The organism is Aeromicrobium sp. Root236, assembly GCF_001428805.1.
GTDB lineage: Bacteria > Actinomycetota > Actinomycetes > Propionibacteriales > Nocardioidaceae > Aeromicrobium.
Map to the genome: position 1 here is coordinate 3,702,538 of NZ_LMIS01000001.1, position 17,759 is coordinate 3,720,296.

The window sequence follows — 17,759 nt, forward strand, 5'->3', positions numbered from 1 at the left end:
CCTGCTGACATGGCGTCACCCTCCGACCGCACGCAACGCGCTGAACGGGCGGAGCAGATGCGCAAGGAGCGGGAGAAGGCCGACCGCAAGCAGCGCAACCTGATCAGCGTGGCGATCGTCGTCGTGGTCGTCGCGCTGATTGCTGTGGGTGCGTGGGCTGTCTCGACGGCGGGCGGGGACGGCGACAAGCCCGTCGGCCCGCTGGTCACGCCGGCGCACACCAACGCGTCGTACGGCTTCGACTACTCCGCAGCCGACGCCGGTGGCACGGCGGGCACCGATCCGGTTCGGGTCGTGCTCTACGAGGACTTCCAGTGTCCGATCTGCAAGTCGTTCGAAGAGCAGAACGGCGCCTTCCTCGACGATCTGGTCAAGAAGGGTGAGATCACGATCGAGTACCGGATGTTCGCCTTCCTGGACGGACAAAGCTCGACTGAGTACTCCACCCGCTCGGCCAGTGCTGCCATGGCGGTGCTCGACAAGGGCGGGGTCGCGGCGTTCAAGAAGTTCCATGACCTGCTTTACGCCAACCAGCCGCCTGAAGGAGGCGACGGCCTCTCCGATGTGACGCTGATCGACCTCGCGAAGCAGGCCGGCGTCACTGGAATCGACGCGGATGTAAAGGACCAGACCTACGCGCCGTGGGTCCGCAAGGCGAAGGCTGCTGCGTTCGATGACGGCCACAAGGGGACCCCGACGATTCTGATTGAAGGCAAGAGCATCACACCGACTCAAGCAGACATCAGGGCCGCCATCGCCGCGGCGAAGTAGCTACCAGGTTCGGCCGATGGCGTAGCCGAGCGACGCTGCCGCCACGCTGAGCACCAGCATGCCGACGGCGTTGACCGTCGCGGCGCGGTAGCGGCCGTCAAGGGCCAGGTGCACCGACTCGACGCTCGCGGTGCTGAACGTGGTGTAGCCGCCGAGGAACCCGGTGCCGAGCACGGTGTGCCAGGTGTCGTCGGCGCCCAGGCCCACGACGAGCCCGAGCAGCAGTGACCCGCTGATGTTGATCAGGTGCGTCGACCACGGGAGCGTCGACGAGACACGCGGACGCAACCACGCGTCGAGCGACCAGCGGGTCCCGGCACCCAGACCGCCTGCCATCGCCATCAGCAGCGTCGTCATCGCGCCACCGCCCGGCCCGCCGCGACTCCCGCGAGTGCCGCCACGAGCCCGGCGGCGACACTGCCCACCGCGTACGTGACCCCGAGCGCGATGTGATCGCCGCGCAGCAGCGTGTCGGTCTCGACGGCCAGCGCGCTGTACGTCGTGTAGCCGCCGAGGAATCCCGTGCCGAGCAGCACCCGCAGGCGGTTGGCGGACGCACGGTGGTCGCGTACGAGCAGCACCGCGAGCAGCGCGCCCAGGGCGAACGATCCGGTCACGTTGACGAGGAACGTCGGCAGCGGGAAGAGCCGGTCGCCGGCGAGTGCCTCGGCGATGCCGTGGCGGGCGAGGGTGCCCGCGGCGCCACCGATGGCGACGAGCGCGAAGGACCTCACCCCTCCATTAGACCGTGCAGCAGGCTGAGCGCGATCGCCGCCATGACGACGGCGATCAACGCATCGAGGACGCGCCACGCCATGGGCCGCGCGAACAGCGGCCGCAGCAGGCGCGCGCCGAAGCCGAGCGCCGAGAACCAGACGATCGACCCGGTCGCCGCACCGAGACCGAACCACCAGCGAGCGTCCCCGTGGGTGCCGGCCACGGAGCCCAGCAGCAGGATCGTGTCCAGGTAGACGTGTGGGTTGAGCCAGGTCAGGGCGACCGCGGTCATGACGGTGGGCCACAGCGGTGTGGCCGCGCCCGCGGTCTCGGCGTCGAGCTCGCCCGGGTTCAGTGCGCGCCGACCGGCGATGACCGCGTACGTCAGGAGGAACGCCGCTCCACCGATCCGCATCGTGTCGAGCAGCCACGGTGCGAGGTCCAGCAGGCTGCCGATGCCGGCGATCCCCAGCGCGATCAGCACCACGTCGGAGATCGCGCAGATCAGGACGACCGCCAGCACGTGCTCGCCCCGCAAGCCTTGGCGCAGCACGAACGCGTTCTGCGCACCGATGGCCACGATGAGGGACAGGCCGAAGCCCATCCCGGCGAGCGCGGCGAGCAGCGCGGTCTGGTCCATGCCTCCATCCAACGGGCTGGAGGGGCATAAGACCAGTTCATGTTTCGAACGATGCATTAGCATCACTGATGTGCCGGATTTGGACCTGTCGCAGCTCAGGGCACTCGCCGCAGTGGTGGACGAGGGCTCCTTCGATGCTGCGGCCTCGGCGCTCCACCTGACGCCGTCGGCGGTCAGCCAGCGCATCAAGGCGCTCGAGCAGTCCGCCGGCCGGGTCCTGGTGCGCCGGACCAAGCCGACCGAAGCCACTGAGGCGGGCCACGCCTACCTGCGGCTGGCACGCCAGGTCGAGGCGCTCGTGCAGGACGTACGTGTCGAGGTCGACCCCGCTGAGCAGCGGCCGCCGACGATCCCGTTGGCGGTGAACGGTGACTCCCTCGCGACCTGGGTGCTGCCGGCCCTGGCCGCGCTCGCCGGTACGGCCTACTTCGACGTGCGACGCGAGGACGAGGGACGTACGGCCGAGCTGCTGCGCTCCGGCACCGTGATGGCGGCGATCACGTCGGACGCGGCGCCGGTGCAGGGCTGCCGCTCGACACGCCTCGGCACGATGCGCTACCGGCCGATGGCGAGCCCGGCATTCGTCGACGCGTGGTTCGCCGACGGGGTTGACGCGGCCAGCCTGGCGCTCGCCCCGGTCGTCGTGTTCGACCGCAACGACGACCTGCAGGACGCCTACCTGCGACAGCGCAGCCGCCGCAGGCTCGCCCCGCCGCGCCATCACATCCCCGCGTCGTCACAGTTCGCCGAGGCCATCTCGCTCGGCCTCGGGTGGGGGATGCTGCCCAAGGAGCAGTACGAGGAGCGTCAGCGGGCCGGCCTGCTGGTCGACTTCGATCCCGGCCGGCATGTCGACGTCACGCTGCACTGGCAGCAATGGGCCCTGCAGACCCCGGCCCTGGAGATCACCGCCCGCGCGATCCGGGAAGCCGCCGCCGACCACCTGACGTGAGGTGGCGCCGGTGGTAACGTCAAGTCACTACCACCGAGGAGCGGCGATGAGTCTCGAGGAGATGCTCGACCACCTGCTCGAACCTCACGCCGTCGGCACCGACGACGACGGCGACCGCCTCGTGGCGCTCCGCCTGGCCGACGACTGGGGCGTCGGCGTACGCCTCCACCGTCGCGGCACCCATCGGCAGTGGAACGTCCGTGAGGTCACGCTTCGGCTGCTGGACCCCGATGCAGGCATCAGCGGCAACGACGTCCGCGAGCTGCCCCTGGGCTCGTTGCTGTCCGAGGCCAAGCGGCTCGCCACGAAGGACTCCCTGACGGCATCGCCGCCGACGCCGCGACTGAACCTCGCCGACGTGCTCGAGCAGAGCGGTGGGGCGTTCGGCAGTGGCGACGATGCACTGGCCACGCTCGCCCTCGAGTACGTCTCGCTGGTCGAGTCGGGCGTACGGACACCCTCCAAGGCCCTGGCCGAGCGCTTCGGCGGCGCAGCAGGCACGTGGACCAACCGGGTCGCCGAGTCGCGCAAGCGGGGGTTCCTCACGCCGGTCGCCCGCGGTGAAGCCGGGGGAGCCCTCACGCCGAAGGCCCTCTCGGCGCTCGGCCTACGCCGGGACTGACGATTCGAAGAAGTCCACCAGCACGGGCGCGAGCACGTCCGGTGCCACGTCGTGGGTCTGCCCCTCGAGTGTCCGGTGCTCGGCGTTCGGCAGCGCCGCGGCCGTCGCCTCGGCCGCCCGTTGGAGGGTGTCCGGGCTGGCGCTCCCGCTCAGCACCACGGCGCGTGTCGCGATGGTCGCGGCGAGGTCACGCGGCACCCGGCCGCCTGCGAGCAGCCGGTCGTCGTACGCGAGGGTGGGCGCGATCGCCTCGAACCTCGCCCAGCCGGGGCTCGCCTGCATGCCCGAGATCACCTCTGACGGGATGCCGACCCGGCTCATGAACAGCGCGATCGCGCCGCCACGGTCGCCGGTATCGAGCAGCTCACCGAGGCGGGCGGTGTAGTCGGCTCCGGGCGCGTCGCCCTCGGACTCGGCCACGTACGGGGGCTCGTAGAGCGCGAGACCGGTGATCGGCGCTCCTGCGGCTGCCGTCGCCAGGGCCAGCGCCCCGCCCGACGACATCGCGTACACGTACGCCTCGCCGCCCGCCGCGTCTATCAGCGCGCGCAGGTCCTCGACCTCGCGCTCGATGGCGTACGCCGCGGTGTCGGTGCTCTCGCCGCGGCCGCGACGGTCGTACGTGAGCACCGTGAAGTGCGGCGCGAGGAGGGCAGCGAGGGCATCCATCGGCCCGGCGCCGCGGAAGCACATCGCGCCGTCGACGAGCACGATCGGCGGTCCGGCACCGATCGCGTCGTACGCGATGGTCGTGCCGTCAGGTGAGGTGAGCTCGGGCATGTGGGTCTCCTGTCGTGGTCACTGCTCGGAGTCGAGCGAGGCGAGGTAGGTGTCGAGGCGGTCGAGGCTCGTCCTGAACCCGGCCTGCGCCTCGGCGCTGAGATAGGCCTGCGGCACGTTCGTCTGGTGCGTCACGGCCTCGGTGCGACCGTCGCCGAGGTCGATGAAGGTGATCTCCGTGCGCATGCCACCCTCGACACCCGCCTCGATCCAGACGAGCCGGTCGGGGCGGCTGACCTCGGCGTACACCGCCTTCATCGTGTACGTGCTGCCGTCGGCGTCGTTGACCATCGTGGTCTCGAACGCGCCGCCGGGCCGCAGGTCGACCGTGATGTTGTCGGCCGGTGTCGTCGTGCCGGTCGGTCCCCAGAACTGGGCGAGGTGCTCCGGCGTCGTCATGCAGTCGAAGAGGCGCTCCGGGGACGCTTGGTGCACCCGGCTGAACCTCATCTCACCGGTCTCGGTCATGACGTCTCCTTCGGCAGCGTCGCGAGGTGGTCGGCAAGACGGTCGTGGCGGTCGGCCCAGATCGCGCGGTGCCGCTCGATCCAGCCGACGGCCTCGTCGAGATGTTCGGCATCCAGGCGGCACGGCCGGGACTGTGCCTCCCTGGTGCGGGAGATCAGGCGGGCTCGTTCGAGGACCTTGAGGTGCTTGGACACCGCCTGCTGCGTTATGTCGAAGGGCTCGGCGAGCTGGCTCACGGTCGCCTCGCCCTCGGCCAGTCGCGACAGGATCGCGCGCCGCGTCGAGTCGGCGAGCGCCGCGAACACGAGGTCGAGGTCTTCTTCGATCACGGTCATGTGGTGAGCATATGCACAACCGAGCATTTGCACAACCAGTCAGTTGTCAAAGCTGCGGCGGTTAAGGTGACAGCATGACTGATGAGTTCCGCGACCTCGGCTCCTTCGTCCCCGCTCCTACGGAGCCCACCTCGCCGTCGACTCCGACGGAGACGCACGGTGACGAGATCGGCGGCTGGGGGATCATCGGGTTCGTGCTGCTGGTCGTCGGCGGCGCGATCACCGCCGTCAGCGTCAACCAGGGAGACTCAGCCGCCTCGGGGCTCGCCGCGTTGCTCGGCTCACTCATGAGCATCGTCGGCTTCTTCGCGCTGATGGTCGCCGCCGTGGCCAAGGGCGTCCAGATCGGCAACCGCTCCTAGCCTCCCCGAATCCTGGACGCCGGGAGTCGGCGGGTGCACTCACTTCTCGTTGGCGCGCCCGGCAGGATTCGAACCTGCGACCTAGAGATTAGAAGGCTCTTGCTCTATCCGGCTGAGCTACGGGCGCTCGGGTCGTGAAACCCGGACCAAGCCTATCGGCGCGGGTGGCCGAGCAGGCGGACCCGGCGTCGGGGTGCCCGGCATGCCCTAGGATTTGCGGGTGACAGAAGCGACTGCCGCCGCGATTCCAGCCGCGCTGCCCAAGTACAACGAGGCGATTCGTCAGCGTGGCCGCAAGGCGCTGCTCATCATCTTCATCGGCGTCGCAGTCGTTGGCGTGCTCGGTGCGGCGTGGATCGCGTGGCGGGGGAGCGACGGCGACGCGGCCGGCTCCACGCTCTCGATCGGCTACGCGCTGATCCCGTTGCCGCTCCTGTGGTTCGTCTACTGGTGGCTCGACCGCTACGAGCCCGAGCCACGCCGCTACAAGTTCGCGGCGTTCGTGTGGGGCGGCGTCGTCGCCGTGGCGATCGCGCTCACCCTCGAGATCTCGATCCAGAACATCTGGGACCTCAGCGACAAGCAGATGGCCGCGTTCATCGCGCCGATCGTCGAGGAGCCGGCCAAGTGCCTGTTCCTCATGCTCACGTTCGTACGAGCGCGCCGGGTCATCGACGGCTATCTGGACGGCCTGATCTACGCCGGCATCGTCGGCATCGGCTTCGCGTTCGTCGAGAACATCGGCTACTACGCGAGCAGCTACCTCGGCTCACCCGACATCCAGGTCGCCGGCGCCGAGGGTGCCACCGCGACGTTCGTCGTCCGCGGGCTGTTCAGCCCGTTCGCCCACCCACTGTTCACCTCGGCGTTCGGCATCGCCGTCGGGCTCGCCGCCGCCCGCAGGACCAAGACCATGAAGGTCCTGATCTGCGCGGCCGGGCTGCTCGTCAGCGCCGGTCTGCACGGCCTGTGGAACGGCTCCTTGAGCTATGGCGGCGGGCTGGGGTTCGTCCTCGCCTACCTCGCCCTGGGGGCGGTGCTGGTAGGCCTTGCGGTGCTCGCGATCATCGTGCGCAACCGCCAGGTCCGCATCCTGGAGCGATCCCTGTCGTACGTCGCGCAGCGCGGCTGGATCCACCCCGCCGAGATCCCCTACCTGTCGCGGTTCGGCTACCGCAAGGCCGCGCGCCGCTATGCCAAGAGCCACGACGGCAAGGTCGCGGCGCAGGTCGTCAAGCGATACCAGACCCTCGCCACGGAGATGGCGTTCCTGCACGACGCCCTCATGAGCGGCCGGCAGATCCCGCGGGGTGTCGAGCGTACGTACGCCCTGCTCGACGACATGTACGCGCTGCGGCCGTTGTTGCGATTCCCGCCTGCGCTGCAGAGCACCGTCCGTCACTCCTGACTCGTGCGCAGCACGAGGCGTGGCGGCGAAGTGCCCCCTCGTCCACTAATCTGTGCAGAGACCCGCATTGCGCACGGACCGCCGTCGACGAGAGGAGCACCCAGTGGCCAGCGAACACGCTTCGGCCGAGCTCCTTGGCGCGATGAGCAAGCTCCTCACGAGCGTTCGTGACATCACGCTGCGCCTCGAGGTCGACGGTGTCGACGAGGCGCGCGGCACGCAGGCCAAGGTCGCCGACCAGCTGTCCGACTACGTCCTGCCCAGGCTCGTCCAGCTCGACGCGCCGCTGCTGACGGTGGTCGGCGGGTCGACCGGCGCCGGCAAGTCCACCCTGGTCAACTCCCTGGTGGGAGAGCGGGTCACCGAGTCCGGCGTGCTCCGCCCGACCACACGCTCGCCGGTCCTGGTGCACCACCCCGACGACGCCGAGTGGTTCCTCCCCGACCGCATCCTGCCCGACCTGCCGCGCACCAACGTGCCGACCAACGACACCTATGCGTTGCGGCTCGCGACCTCGGAGAAGATCCCTCGGGGTCTCGCGATCCTCGACGCGCCCGACGTCGACTCGATCGACAAGGGCAACCGCGAGCTCGCCGCCCAGCTCCTCGCCGCCGCCGATCTGTGGCTCTTCGTCACCTCGGCGGCGCGCTATGCCGACCAGGTGCCCTGGGACTACCTGCGCCAGGCCGCGGAGCGCAGCACCTCGGTCGCGGTCGTCCTCGACCGCACGACCGCCGACGCGGTCATGGAGGTGCGCGGCCACCTCGCTCGCATGATGACGTCGCGCGGGCTGTCGGACTCGCCCCTGTTCACGGTGCCCGAGTCGGGCGTCGACGCCGATGGCCTGCTGCCCCGCGAGGCGGTCTCGCCGATCGTCGTCTGGCTGCACGAGCTCGCCGCCGATCCCGCCGCCCGCAAGATGGTCATGGCCCGTACGCTCGACGGCGCCGTACGCCACGTCGTCCTGCGCACCCACGACGTCGCCGACGCGATGGACGCCCAGATCGCGGCCTCCGAGGTCATGCACGGCGAGATCGACACGATCTATCGCAAGGCGCTCGAGACGTTCACGGTGCAGGTCAGCGACGGCACGGTGCTCAAGGGCGAGGTGCTCGCGCGCTGGCAGGAGTTCGTCGGCACCGGCGAGCTGCTGCGCTCGGTCGAGGAGAAGGTCAGCCGCATCCGCGACCGCTTCGTCGACGGCGTGACCGGCAAGCGCACACGATCCACCGAGGTCGTCGAAGCCATCGAGACCGGGGTGCAGATGCTCCTGGTCGAGCACGCCGAGGCGGCTGCCGAGGCAGCGTCCCGCGCGTGGGCGGCCAACCCGGCCGGTCGCAAGTTGCTCGACGCCAACCGCGGCATCGACCGTGCCTCCCGCGACTTCCGCGTGCGGGCCCAGCGCATGGTGCACGACTGGCGGCAGGCCGTGCTCGAGCTCGTACGCGTCGAGGGTGCCGACAAGCGCATGACCGCGAGGTTCCTCGCGTTCGGCGTCAACGGCATCGGTGTCGCCCTGATGATCGTGATGTTCTCGCGCAACGGCGAGGGCAAGGAGGCCGGCGGCACCGCGGCCCTCGGCCACAAGCTGCTCGACGCGATCTTCGGCGAGGAGGTCGTCGCGAGCCTCGCTGCGCGTGCCCAGGCCGACCTCGAGTCACGGGTCGCCGCGCTGTTCGAGGGCGAGATGCAGCGGTTCCTCGACCTCGTGGAGTCGCCCGACACCATCAAGGCGCACCAGGCCGTCCTCCGTGAATCTGCCCGTCAGGCCGAATACGCTCGGCATGCCGACTTCCTGAACGGAGAGACGACGTCATGACAGCGCCGAGCGACGCCGCCGAAGCAGTGTTCGGCGGCGGCCGTAACGATGTCGCGAAGCGGCTCGACGGCCTCACGCAAGCGGTCGAGGCGAGCCGTGGCCGCATCGACGGTGAGATCCTCGCGCCCGCGGAGATGCTCTCCGGCCGGGCTGCCGAGCGCCTCAAGCTGTCCGGGGACCACACGATCGTCGCTCTCGCAGGCGCCACGGGCTCCGGAAAGTCGTCACTGTTCAACGCGCTGACCGACCTCGAGCTCGCCGGTGTCGGCGTACGCCGGCCGACCACGTCATGGGCACTCGCCTGCGCCTGGGGGCCCGACGGTGCCCAGGGCCTGCTGGAGTGGATGGGCATCCCGGCACGCCACCAGGTGTCCCGCATGAGCATGCTCGACCACTCCGCCGAGGACACCAAGCTCGACGGTCTCGTGCTGCTCGACCTGCCCGACCATGACTCCACCGAGGTCTCCCACCACCTCGAGATGGACCGCCTGATCAAGTACGCCGACCTCCTCGTGTGGGTCCTCGACCCGCAGAAGTACGCCGACGCGGCGATCCACGACCGCTACATCCGGCCCATGGCGTCCTACGCCGACGTCACGCTCGTCGTGCTCAACCAGATCGACCGCATCCCGTTCGAGCAGCGCGAACGCGCACTGACCGACGTGAGGCGCATCCTCGCCGACGAGGGGCTGCCCGACGTCACGGTCGTCGGCGTGTCCGCCACCCGCGGCGACGGCATCGAGGACCTCAAGCGCGAGATGGCGAGCCGCATCCGGGCCAAGTCCGCCGCCAAGTCCCGGCTCGCCTCCGACATCTCCGCCGCGGCGGGCGTCATCGCGCAGGTCGGCGGCACCAGCGAGACGCCAGGGCTGGCTCCCGCCGATCGCGAAGCCCTCGACGAGGCTCTCGTGGAGTGCGCCGGAGTGCCGCAGATCGTCGACGCCGTCTCCTGGTCGACCCGCCGCCGGGCCGCACAGCGTACGGGCTGGCCGATCGCTCGATGGCTCGGTCGCCTCCGCAAGGACCCGCTCAAGGAGCTGGGACTCGGCGACGACCTGTCGATGTCCTCCCTCGCACGTGCCGCCGTCCCCGAGGCCGGCAACGTGCAGCGCGCCAATGCCGAGCTCGCGATCCGTGACGCCGCCGAGAAGGCGTCGGTCGGACTGGAGCGACCGTGGCGCGACGCGATCCGCGACGCCTCCAACCCGCCGGGCGATGACATCATCGACGCCCTCGACCGTGCCATCCACGAGACGAGCCTCGGCGTCGCCCGTCCCGCGGTCTGGTGGCGGCTCGTCCAGGTCCTGCAGCTGCTGCTCTTCGTCGCGATGCTGGGCGGGCTCGGCTGGCTCGCCGCGCAGGGCATCCAGCAGCTCGCCTCGTTCGACCTGCCTGATCTCGGCAAGGTCGGCGGTGTGCCGATGGCAGCCGTGGTGGCAGGTGGCTCGCTGGTCGCCGGTCTTGTGCTCGCCGCCGTGTCGAGCATCGCATCACGCATCGGTGGGCGCCGCAAGGCCCGACGCGCCGACCGTCAGCTCCGTGAGGCGATCGACCGGGTCACCGCAGAGCGGGTCATCGCGCCGATCCAGCGCGAGCTCGACTCCTACGCCGCCTACCGCGCGGGCATCCTCGCCGCCCTGTCCTGATCCACAGGCGTGCCTGCGGCCGTCGGCCGATCCACAGGACGTACGACGTGGCTGTCGTCGCGTGCCGAGGGTGACGAGGCTGGAGCTCCTCAACCGCGAAGGAGATCTCCATGTCCAACGACAACACCCTGACCTTCCATGGCCGCGTCGGCACCAAGGTCGAGCTGCGAGAGGGCACCGTGCCGTGGGTCCTGTTCCGGGTCGCGTCGACGCCCAGCTACTTCGACCAGGCGACCCGCACGTGGCGTGACCTCGAGACGATCTGGATCTCGGTCAAGGCGTGGCGCAACCTCGCGCAGAACGTCGCCGACTCGCTCGAGGTCGGCGATCCGGTCGTCGTGATCGGCAAGATGCGCACCGAGAAGTGGACGACGCAGGACGGCGAGCCCCGCGAGAGCACGGTGCTCGAGGCCAGCCTGATCGGCCACGACCTCACGTGGGGCGTCACCAAGCTGCAGCGGGTGGACCGGCAGCCGCCGGCCGCCGCGCGTGAGGACACGGGAGCAGCCCTGGCCGCCCTCGAGGGTGAGCCGGCACAGACACCTGCGGCCTGATCCGATTCGTCGGGTTGGGCGCGGATCTATAGGCTTGTCCATATGGCCGATTACGTCTTCACCCTCCGCAACGTCCGCAAGAAGCTCGGCGAGAAGGTCGTGCTCGACGACGTCACGCTGTCGTTCCTCCACGGCGCCAAGATCGGTGTCGTCGGCCCCAACGGCACCGGCAAGTCGACCCTGTTCAAGATCATGGCCGGCATCGTGCAGACCGACAACGGCGATGCGATCAAGGACCCCGACGCGACCGTCGGCATCCTCCTGCAGGAGCCGCCGCTGACCGAGGGCCGCACGGTGCTGGAGAACGTCGAGGAGGCCGTCGGCGAGATCAAGGCCAAGATCGACCGGTTCAACAAGATCAGCGAGGAGCTGGCCGACCCGGACGCCGACTACGACACGTTGCTGCCCGAGATGGGCGAGCTGCAGACCGACCTCGACCACGCCAACGCCTGGGACCTTGATTCCCGGCTGGCCCAGGCGATGGACGCCCTGCGGTGCCCGCCGCCCGACGAGCTGGTCGACCACCTCTCCGGTGGTGAGCGCCGACGCGTCGCGCTCTGCAAGCTGCTGCTCGAGCAGCCCGACCTGCTGCTCCTCGACGAGCCCACCAACCACCTGGACGCCGAGAGCGTGCTGTGGCTCGAGCAGCACCTCGCGTCCTACCCCGGCGCCGTCCTGGCCATCACCCACGACCGCTACTTCCTCGACAACGTCGCCGAGTGGATCCTCGAGCTCGACCGCGGCAAGACCCATCCCTATGAGGGCAACTACTCGACCTACCTCGAGACCAAGCAGGCCCGGCTCGTGGTCGAGGGCAAGAAGGACGCCAAGCGCGCCAAGATCCTGGCCAAGGAGCTCGAGTGGGTGCGGTCCAACGCCAAAGCGCGCCAGGTCAAGAACCAGGCCCGCCTGAGCCGCTACGAGGAGATGGCCGCCGAGGCCGAGCGCGGCCGCAAGCTCGACTTCGAGGAGATCAACATCCCCGCCGGGCCGCGCCTCGGTGATGTCGTGCTCAACGCCAAAGACCTGCACAAGAGCTTCGGCGACCGGGAGCTGTTCGACGGCCTGACGTTCGACCTCCCGCGCGCCGGCATCGTCGGTGTGGTCGGCCCCAACGGTGTCGGCAAGTCGACCCTGTTCCGCATGATCGTGGGGGAGGAGAAACCCGACGAGGGCTCGCTCGAGGTCGGCCAGACGGTCAAGATCTCCTACGTCGACCAGGGGCGTGGCGGCATCGACAACGACCTCAACATCTGGCAGCTCGTCTCCGGCGAGCTCGACTTCATCAAGGTCGCCAACTACGAGGTCCCGAGCCGCGCCTACGTGGCGTCGTTCGGCTTCAAGGGTCCCGACCAACAGAAGAAGGTCGGCGTGCTGTCAGGCGGTGAGCGCAACCGGCTCAACCTGGCGCTGACGCTCAAGATGGGCGGCAACCTGCTGCTGCTCGATGAGCCGACCAACGACCTTGACGTCGAGACCCTGCAGTCCCTCGAGGACGCCCTGCTGGACTTCCCCGGCTGCGCCGTGGTCGTCTCGCACGATCGCTGGTTCCTGGACCGCGTCGCCACGCACATCCTGGCGTGGGAGGGCAACGCGGAGACGCCGGCCCGCTGGTTCTGGTTCGAGGGCAACTTCGCGGACTACGAGGTCAACAAGGTCGAGCGCCTCGGCGAAGAGGCTGCCCGCCCGCACAGCGTGACCTACCGCAAGCTGACGCGCGACTAGAAGTTCTTGCCGTGGAGCTGCTCGACGACGTTCTGCATGATGCGGCCCATCGCGATGAAGTCCTCGGCGTCGGCGTTCTCGATCAGGTAGTCGTGCACACCCTGCACGTGGGTGTGCGCGGCGGACTCGAGCACGCTGAAGCCGTGGTCGGTCAGCACGGCGGACACGCCACGGCCGTCCTCGGAGCACTGCCCGCGTACGACGATGTTCTCGCGCTCGAGGCGGGCGATCGTGTGGGTCACCCGGCTGCGCGAGTGTGCGACGGCATCGGCCAGCTCGGCCATGCGGATCGCGCGGCCCGGCGCCTCTGACAGCCGCACGAGGATCTCGTACTCGGGCATCGACAGACCGTGCGCCGCGCGCAGGTCCCGGTCGAGGCGGTCCATCAGGACGGTGGTGCCCCCGAGAAATGAGCGCCAGATGCGCTGCTGCTCCTCGGTGAGCCACGGGGTGGCTGTCGTCGTCTCCATGTGATCTATCCTACTCTGTGAGACTGTTGATTGAATTTTCAACCTCGTGGTAGAGTCTATCTTGTTGAAGGATCAACTACATACTTCTGAGGAGAATTCATGACCACCGCAACTGCAGTCAGCACCGGCACCTGGACGATCGACCCCTCGCACACCGAGATCGGCTTCTCGGTCCGTCACCTGGTGAGCAAGGTCCGCGGCAAGTTCGAGGGCTTCGAGGGCACCATCGTCACGAAGGACGACATCACGGCCTCCTCGGTCAACGTCACGGTCGACCTCAACACGATCAACACGGGCACCGCCGACCGCGACAACCACCTGCGCTCCGCCGACTTCTTCGAGGTCGAGAGCCACCCGACGATGACGTTCGTCTCCACGAACATCATCCAGAAGAGTGACACGGACTTCGTCGTCGTCGGCGACCTGACCATCAAGGGCGTCACCAAGCCCGTCGAGCTCGCGACCGAGTTCCTCGGTGAGGGCGGCGACCCGTGGGGCGGCACCCGCGTCGGCATCGAGGCCACGGCCGAGATCAGCCGCAAGGAGTTCGGCATCGACTTCAACATCCCGCTCGAGGGCGGCAAGGTCATGGTCGGCGACAAGATCTCGATCCACATCAACGCCGAAGCCGTTCTCCAGGCCTAGGTGCGGCGGGTCATCCTGACTGCCAGATCGGCATGCAGGCTGGCCAGCTCATGGCCGGAGCGTGATCCGCCCGGTTCGAACCACCGCACGAGATCGACGCCGAGGGACAGCAGCGAGAACGCGGTCCCCGGGACGTCATCGACATGCAGGACGCCCTGGTCGACACCGTCGGCCAGGGCGTCCTGCATCGTCTTCTCGATGCTGCGCCGGTACGTCGCGACCTCGGCGCGGTGCTCGTCGGTCAGTGCGTGGTACTCGTACTGCACGATCCGCCCGACGCGGCTGTTGTCGGCGTGCCAGAGGCTGAAGTCGTAGACCATCGACCGGAGCCGTTCGACGGGGTCGGTGCTCGACGCCGACGCGCGGGTGATGACGTCGAACGCGCTGCGGTGACCCTCGATGCTGACTGTGAAGAGCAGGCTCTCCTTGGAGTCGTGGTGCACATAGACCGCGGCGGGGCTCATGCCGGCGCGCGAGGCGATGTCGCGGGTCGTCGTACCGGCGAAGCCCTTCTCCGCGAACGCCTCGATCGCGGCATTGATGAGCCGCTCACGTGCCGTGATGGTCGTCATGTCCACTCCTCTTTCGGTTGACAGCATGACGGAGGGCTTGCATGCTAAGCAAGCGCTTAGCGCGTTTCCCCCAGTTTCCCTGATCACGAAGGCAGTGCATTGCGGCGGACGATCTACGACCAGGACCACGAGGCGTTCCGGGACTCCTGCGCGGCCTTCCTGGCCAAGCATGTGACCCCCAACCTCGAGACGTATCTCGAGGAGAAGGCGCTCCCGCGCGACTTCTGGCTCGCTGCGGGCGCCGAAGGGTTCCTGGGCCTGGAGATCCCCGAGGAGCTCGGCGGCGCGGAGGCCGGCGACTTCCGGTTCAACGCCATCTGGGCCGAGGAGCTGAGCAAGCTCAACGCGGCGCTCGCGTCGTGCATGGCGATCCATGCCGACATCGCGGTGCCCTACATCGTCGACCTGGCCACCGAAGAGCAGAAGCAGCGCTGGCTGCCCGGCTGCGCGACCGGTGAGATCGTCACGGCGATCGGCATGACTGAGCCCGGCGGCGGCTCCGACCTTGCTGCGCTCAAGACCACCGCGGTGCGTGACGGCGACGAGTGGGTCATCAACGGCTCCAAGACGTTCATCACCAACGGCTACTCCGCCGACCTCGTGCTCACCGCGGTCCGTACGTCCCCCGACAAGGGGGCCAAGGGCATCACGCTGTTCGGGCTCGAGGCGACCGACGAGGGCTTCAGCCGGGGCCGCAAGCTCGACAAGGTCGGGCAGAGCGAGGCCGACACGTCCGAGCTGTTCTTCGAGAACGTGCGCGTCGGCGACGACCGGATCATCGGCGAGGTCGACCGCGGCTTCATCTACATGATGGAGCGGCTCCCGCAGGAGCGACTGACCTGCGCCGTGTCCAACGTGGCCCACGCCAAGCAGATCCTCGCCGAGACGATCCAGTACGCCCACGACCGGGTCGCGTTCAAGCAGCCGATCGGCAGCCTGCAGCACAACAAATTCCTGCTCGCGGAGCTGGTGACCAAGATCGAGGTCGCCGAGGCGTACGTCGACCAGGCCGTGCTCGCCCACAGCAACGGTGAGGCGACCGCGATCGACGCGGCCAAGGCCAAGTGGTGGTCGTCGGAGATCCAGAACGACGTCCTCGACCACTGCGTCCAGCTGCACGGCGGATACGGCTTCATGAACGAGTACCGTGTCGCGCGTGCGTGGCGCGATGCCCGCGTCAGCAAGATCTGGGCCGGATCCAACGAGATCATGAAAGAGCTCATCGGCCGCGACCTCGGATTCTGAGGCCGGACCACCCATCAGGAAGGCAACGCAATGCCCGAAGCAGTCATCGTCTCCACCGCCCGTTCGCCCATCGGCCGAGCCGTCAAGGGATCGCTCAAGGACATGCGTCCCGACGACCTCTCGGTCATGATGCTCGAGGCCGCGCTCGCCAAGGTCCCCGAGCTCGACCGGCGTGACATCGTCGACCTGCACCTGGGCGTCGGCCAGCCGGCGGGTGAGTCGGGCAACAACCTCGGACGCATCGTCGCCGTGCAGGCCGGCATGGACCACGTGCCCGGCGTCACGGTCAACCGCTACTGCTCGTCGAGCCTGCAGACCACGCGGATGGCGTTCCACGCGATCAAGGCCGGCGAGGGCGACGTGTTCCTGTCGCTCGGCGTCGAGACCGTCAGCCGGTTCGCCAACGGCATGGCCGACATGGCAGCCGCGCACAACCCGCTCTTCGACGAGGCGGTCAGCCGTACGGACAAGCGTGCCCAGGGCGGCGCCGAGGCGTGGCACGACCCGCGCGAGGACGGCACGCTGCCCGACGCCTACATCGCGATGGGCCAGACCGCCGAGAACGTCCAGCAGCTCATCGGCATGAGCCGCCAGGAGCAGGACGAGTTCGGCGTACGCAGCCAGAACCTCGCCGAGAAGGCTCTTGCCGACGGCTTCTGGGCCAAGGACATCACGCCGGTGACGCTGCCCGACGGCACCGTCGTCAGCACGGACGACGGACCCCGCGCCGGCGTCACGTACGAAGCGGTGTCGCAGCTCAAGCCCGTGTTCCGTCCCGACGGCACGATCACGGCCGGCAACTGCTGCGCGCTCAACGACGGCGCAGCCGCAGTCGTCATCATGAGCGACACCAAGGCCAAGGAGCTGGGCCTCACCCCGCTGGCCCGCATCGTCTCGACGGGCGTCACGGGTCTGTCCCCGGAGATCATGGGCCTCGGCCCGGTCGAGGCGGTCAAGCAGGCGCTGCGCCACGCCGGCATGGGCATCGACGACATCGACCTGTTCGAGATCAACGAGGCGTTCGCGGTCCAGGCGCTTGGCTCGGCGCAGGCGCTCGGCATCGACATCGACAAGCTCAACGTCAACGGCGGCGCCATCGCGGTCGGCCACCCGTTCGGCATGACCGGCGCGCGCATCACGAGCACGCTGATCAACTCGCTGCAGCACCACGACAAGCAGTTCGGCGTCGAGACGATGTGTGTCGGCGGCGGACAGGGCATGGCGATGGTGCTGGAGCGCCTCTCCTGATGGGCCGCTTCGACGGCAAGGTCGCGATCGTCACCGGCGCGAGCCGGGGTATCGGCCTTGCCGTCGCCGAACGTCTCGTGGCTGACGGCGCACGCGTGTGCCTGACGGCCCGCAAGCCCGGCCCTCTGGCCGAGGCCGTCGAGTCGCTCGGCGGCGCGGAGAACGCGATCTTCGCGGCTGGGGCTGCGGACGACGCAGCCCATCAGGACGAGGCAGTCGCGGCGACGATGGACGCGTTCGGCCGCATCGACTTCCTGGTCAACAACACCGGGATCAACCCCGCGTACGGGCGCATGATCGACATCGATCTCGAGGCTGCGGAGAAGATCTTCCGGGTCAACGTCGTCTCGTCGATCGCGTGGGCGCAGAAGGTCTACCGCGCCTGGATGGAGGCCAACGGCGGCGCGATGGTCAACATCGCGTCGGTCGCCGGCCTCAAGCCCGCGCCCGGCATCGGCGTCTACGGCGCGTCCAAGTCCAGCGTGATCCACGTGACGGAGGAGCTCGCCGTGGAGCTCGGACCGGAGATCCGCGTCAACGCGGTGGCGCCGGCCGTCGTCAAGACCAAGTTCGCGACGGCGCTCTACGAGGGCCGCGAGGAAGAGGTCGCCTCGGCGTACCCGCTCAAGCGGCTCGGCGTGCCGGACGACATCGGCTCGGTCGTGGCGTTCCTGCTGTCCGAGGACGCCGCCTGGATCACCGGCCAGACCATCACGATCGACGGTGGATTGACGCTCACCGGCGGCGTCTGAGCCACCACGCGGTGCGGCCCATCTCCCG

21 protein-coding genes and 1 tRNA gene are annotated in these 17,759 nt (G+C 68.9%); 13 read left to right on the forward strand and 9 right to left on the reverse strand.

The features are described from left to right. The first annotated feature begins 57 nt into the window (after positions 1 to 57). Entirely contained in the window at positions 58 to 771 is a 714-nt protein-coding gene (locus ASE12_RS18595) for a thioredoxin domain-containing protein (RefSeq protein WP_162255527.1), read from the forward strand. Here the strand turns inward: ASE12_RS18595 and ASE12_RS18600 are convergent, their stop codons facing one another. From ASE12_RS18600 to ASE12_RS18610, 3 genes are read right to left on the reverse strand one after another with little or no spacing between them, the layout of a single operon-like run. Beyond that, positions 772 to 1,128, reverse strand: coding sequence for a CrcB family protein (locus tag ASE12_RS18600; protein WP_056404080.1), 357 nt, complete (start codon positions 1,126 to 1,128; stop codon positions 772 to 774). Beyond that, positions 1,125 to 1,505 carry a CrcB family protein gene (locus tag ASE12_RS18605; protein ID WP_056404081.1) on the reverse strand — a complete coding sequence of 127 codons (381 nt, stop codon included), beginning with the start codon at positions 1,503 to 1,505 and terminating at the stop codon, positions 1,125 to 1,127. Before ASE12_RS18605 ends, ASE12_RS18600 begins: the two co-directional genes overlap by 4 nt. After that, positions 1,502 to 2,128: a LysE/ArgO family amino acid transporter gene (locus ASE12_RS18610; protein WP_056404082.1), complete on the reverse strand. Its 627-nt coding sequence runs from the start codon at positions 2,126 to 2,128 to the stop codon at positions 1,502 to 1,504. The genes ASE12_RS18605 and ASE12_RS18610 overlap by 4 nt, the downstream gene beginning before the upstream one ends. Positions 2,129 to 2,198: 70 nt before the next feature. Here ASE12_RS18610 and ASE12_RS18615 point away from each other — a divergent pair, with 70 nt between their 5' ends. Then, positions 2,199 to 3,080, forward strand: a complete 882-nt coding sequence (locus tag ASE12_RS18615; protein WP_056404083.1) for a LysR family transcriptional regulator ArgP — start codon at positions 2,199 to 2,201, stop codon at positions 3,078 to 3,080. A gap of 46 nt (positions 3,081 to 3,126) precedes the next feature. Further along, on the forward strand, positions 3,127 to 3,702 hold the full coding sequence (locus tag ASE12_RS18620) for a hypothetical protein (protein ID WP_056404084.1): 576 nt from the start codon (positions 3,127 to 3,129) through the stop codon (positions 3,700 to 3,702). Here the strand turns inward: ASE12_RS18620 and ASE12_RS18625 are convergent. Genes ASE12_RS18625 through ASE12_RS18635 form a run of 3 tightly spaced genes read right to left on the reverse strand, consistent with a single transcriptional unit; the run spans position 3,688 to position 5,285 of the window. Further along, a complete protein-coding gene (locus ASE12_RS18625; RefSeq protein ID WP_056404085.1) occupies positions 3,688 to 4,482 on the reverse strand; it encodes an alpha/beta fold hydrolase in 795 nt (264 codons plus the stop codon). The genes ASE12_RS18620 and ASE12_RS18625 overlap by 15 nt on opposite strands. An 18-nt stretch (positions 4,483 to 4,500) precedes the next feature. Next, positions 4,501 to 4,950 carry an SRPBCC domain-containing protein gene (locus ASE12_RS18630; RefSeq protein ID WP_056404086.1) on the reverse strand — a complete coding sequence of 150 codons (450 nt, stop codon included), beginning with the start codon at positions 4,948 to 4,950 and terminating at the stop codon, positions 4,501 to 4,503. After that, the gene (locus ASE12_RS18635; protein WP_056404087.1) at positions 4,947 to 5,285 is read right to left on the reverse strand and encodes a helix-turn-helix transcriptional regulator; all 339 of its coding nucleotides are present in this window, start codon (positions 5,283 to 5,285) and stop codon (positions 4,947 to 4,949) included. The genes ASE12_RS18630 and ASE12_RS18635 overlap by 4 nt, the downstream gene beginning before the upstream one ends. Before the next feature lie 74 nt (positions 5,286 to 5,359). Here ASE12_RS18635 and ASE12_RS18640 point away from each other — a divergent pair, with 74 nt between their 5' ends. Beyond that, positions 5,360 to 5,647, forward strand: a complete 288-nt coding sequence (locus ASE12_RS18640) for a hypothetical protein (RefSeq protein WP_056404088.1) — start codon at positions 5,360 to 5,362, stop codon at positions 5,645 to 5,647. A gap of 50 nt (positions 5,648 to 5,697) precedes the next feature. Here the strand turns inward: ASE12_RS18640 and ASE12_RS18645 are convergent. After that, a tRNA-Arg gene (locus tag ASE12_RS18645) sits at positions 5,698 to 5,774 on the reverse strand. 93 nt (positions 5,775 to 5,867) lie between these two features. Between ASE12_RS18645 and ASE12_RS18650 the strand changes: the two genes are divergently transcribed. The 5 genes from ASE12_RS18650 (at position 5,868) to ettA (ending at position 12,799) form a co-directional block, all read left to right on the forward strand. Beyond that, positions 5,868 to 7,055 carry a PrsW family intramembrane metalloprotease gene (locus ASE12_RS18650; RefSeq protein WP_056404089.1) on the forward strand — a complete coding sequence of 396 codons (1,188 nt, stop codon included), beginning with the start codon at positions 5,868 to 5,870 and terminating at the stop codon, positions 7,053 to 7,055. Between the two features lie 103 nt (positions 7,056 to 7,158). Continuing rightward, positions 7,159 to 8,874, forward strand: a complete 1,716-nt coding sequence (locus tag ASE12_RS18655; protein WP_235508946.1) for a GTPase domain-containing protein — start codon at positions 7,159 to 7,161, stop codon at positions 8,872 to 8,874. Further along, a complete protein-coding gene (locus tag ASE12_RS18660; protein WP_056404090.1) occupies positions 8,871 to 10,520 on the forward strand; it encodes a GTPase in 1,650 nt (549 codons plus the stop codon). Before ASE12_RS18655 ends, ASE12_RS18660 begins: the two co-directional genes overlap by 4 nt. Positions 10,521 to 10,630: 110 nt before the next feature. Beyond that, positions 10,631 to 11,074: a single-stranded DNA-binding protein gene (locus ASE12_RS18665; protein ID WP_056404091.1), complete on the forward strand. Its 444-nt coding sequence runs from the start codon at positions 10,631 to 10,633 to the stop codon at positions 11,072 to 11,074. Positions 11,075 to 11,116: 42 nt separating this feature from the next. Further along, positions 11,117 to 12,799, forward strand: a complete 1,683-nt coding sequence (gene ettA, locus ASE12_RS18670) for an energy-dependent translational throttle protein EttA (protein ID WP_056404092.1) — start codon at positions 11,117 to 11,119, stop codon at positions 12,797 to 12,799. Here the strand turns inward: ettA and ASE12_RS18675 are convergent. Beyond that, entirely contained in the window at positions 12,796 to 13,269 is a 474-nt protein-coding gene (locus ASE12_RS18675) for a MarR family winged helix-turn-helix transcriptional regulator (protein ID WP_056404093.1), read from the reverse strand. The genes ettA and ASE12_RS18675 overlap by 4 nt on opposite strands. A 99-nt stretch (positions 13,270 to 13,368) precedes the next feature. Between ASE12_RS18675 and ASE12_RS18680 the strand changes: the two genes are divergently transcribed. Next, positions 13,369 to 13,914 carry a YceI family protein gene (locus tag ASE12_RS18680; protein ID WP_056404094.1) on the forward strand — a complete coding sequence of 182 codons (546 nt, stop codon included), beginning with the start codon at positions 13,369 to 13,371 and terminating at the stop codon, positions 13,912 to 13,914. Here the strand turns inward: ASE12_RS18680 and ASE12_RS18685 are convergent. Next, the gene (locus ASE12_RS18685) at positions 13,911 to 14,486 is read right to left on the reverse strand and encodes a TetR/AcrR family transcriptional regulator (protein WP_082582394.1); all 576 of its coding nucleotides are present in this window, start codon (positions 14,484 to 14,486) and stop codon (positions 13,911 to 13,913) included. The genes ASE12_RS18680 and ASE12_RS18685 overlap by 4 nt on opposite strands. A gap of 99 nt (positions 14,487 to 14,585) precedes the next feature. On the opposite strand from ASE12_RS18685, the gene ASE12_RS18690 reads away from it, so the two are divergent. The 3 genes from ASE12_RS18690 to ASE12_RS18700 are packed head-to-tail and all read left to right on the forward strand — an operon-like array spanning position 14,586 to position 17,731. Then, positions 14,586 to 15,731, forward strand: a complete 1,146-nt coding sequence (locus ASE12_RS18690; protein ID WP_056404098.1) for an acyl-CoA dehydrogenase family protein — start codon at positions 14,586 to 14,588, stop codon at positions 15,729 to 15,731. A 30-nt stretch (positions 15,732 to 15,761) separates the two neighbouring features. Beyond that, entirely contained in the window at positions 15,762 to 16,979 is a 1,218-nt protein-coding gene (locus ASE12_RS18695; protein WP_056404100.1) for an acetyl-CoA C-acetyltransferase, read from the forward strand. Then, the gene (locus ASE12_RS18700; RefSeq protein ID WP_056404103.1) at positions 16,979 to 17,731 is read left to right on the forward strand and encodes an SDR family oxidoreductase; all 753 of its coding nucleotides are present in this window, start codon (positions 16,979 to 16,981) and stop codon (positions 17,729 to 17,731) included. Before ASE12_RS18695 ends, ASE12_RS18700 begins: the two co-directional genes overlap by 1 nt. Positions 17,732 to 17,759 lie beyond the last annotated feature (28 nt).

Excerpts from the sequence above, each read along its gene's own strand:
- ASE12_RS18595 (WP_162255527.1), top strand. The coding sequence starts at position 58 with ATGCGCAAGGAGCGGGAGAAGGCCGACCGCAAGCAGCGCAACCTGATC.
- ASE12_RS18600 (WP_056404080.1), bottom strand. The coding sequence starts at position 1,128 with ATGACGACGCTGCTGATGGCGATGGCAGGCGGTCTGGGTGCCGGGACC.
- ASE12_RS18610 (WP_056404082.1), bottom strand. The coding sequence starts at position 2,128 with ATGGACCAGACCGCGCTGCTCGCCGCGCTCGCCGGGATGGGCTTCGGC.
- ASE12_RS18620 (WP_056404084.1), top strand. The coding sequence starts at position 3,127 with ATGAGTCTCGAGGAGATGCTCGACCACCTGCTCGAACCTCACGCCGTC.
- ASE12_RS18625 (WP_056404085.1), bottom strand. The coding sequence starts at position 4,482 with ATGCCCGAGCTCACCTCACCTGACGGCACGACCATCGCGTACGACGCG.
- ASE12_RS18630 (WP_056404086.1), bottom strand. The coding sequence starts at position 4,950 with ATGACCGAGACCGGTGAGATGAGGTTCAGCCGGGTGCACCAAGCGTCC.
- ASE12_RS18635 (WP_056404087.1), bottom strand. The coding sequence starts at position 5,285 with ATGACCGTGATCGAAGAAGACCTCGACCTCGTGTTCGCGGCGCTCGCC.
- ASE12_RS18640 (WP_056404088.1), top strand. The coding sequence starts at position 5,360 with ATGACTGATGAGTTCCGCGACCTCGGCTCCTTCGTCCCCGCTCCTACG.
- ASE12_RS18660 (WP_056404090.1), top strand. The coding sequence starts at position 8,871 with ATGACAGCGCCGAGCGACGCCGCCGAAGCAGTGTTCGGCGGCGGCCGT.
- ASE12_RS18665 (WP_056404091.1), top strand. The coding sequence starts at position 10,631 with ATGTCCAACGACAACACCCTGACCTTCCATGGCCGCGTCGGCACCAAG.
- ettA (WP_056404092.1), top strand. The coding sequence starts at position 11,117 with ATGGCCGATTACGTCTTCACCCTCCGCAACGTCCGCAAGAAGCTCGGC.
- ASE12_RS18675 (WP_056404093.1), bottom strand. The coding sequence starts at position 13,269 with ATGGAGACGACGACAGCCACCCCGTGGCTCACCGAGGAGCAGCAGCGC.
- ASE12_RS18680 (WP_056404094.1), top strand. The coding sequence starts at position 13,369 with ATGACCACCGCAACTGCAGTCAGCACCGGCACCTGGACGATCGACCCC.
- ASE12_RS18685 (WP_082582394.1), bottom strand. The coding sequence starts at position 14,486 with ATGACGACCATCACGGCACGTGAGCGGCTCATCAATGCCGCGATCGAG.
- ASE12_RS18695 (WP_056404100.1), top strand. The coding sequence starts at position 15,762 with ATGCCCGAAGCAGTCATCGTCTCCACCGCCCGTTCGCCCATCGGCCGA.
- ASE12_RS18700 (WP_056404103.1), top strand. The coding sequence starts at position 16,979 with ATGGGCCGCTTCGACGGCAAGGTCGCGATCGTCACCGGCGCGAGCCGG.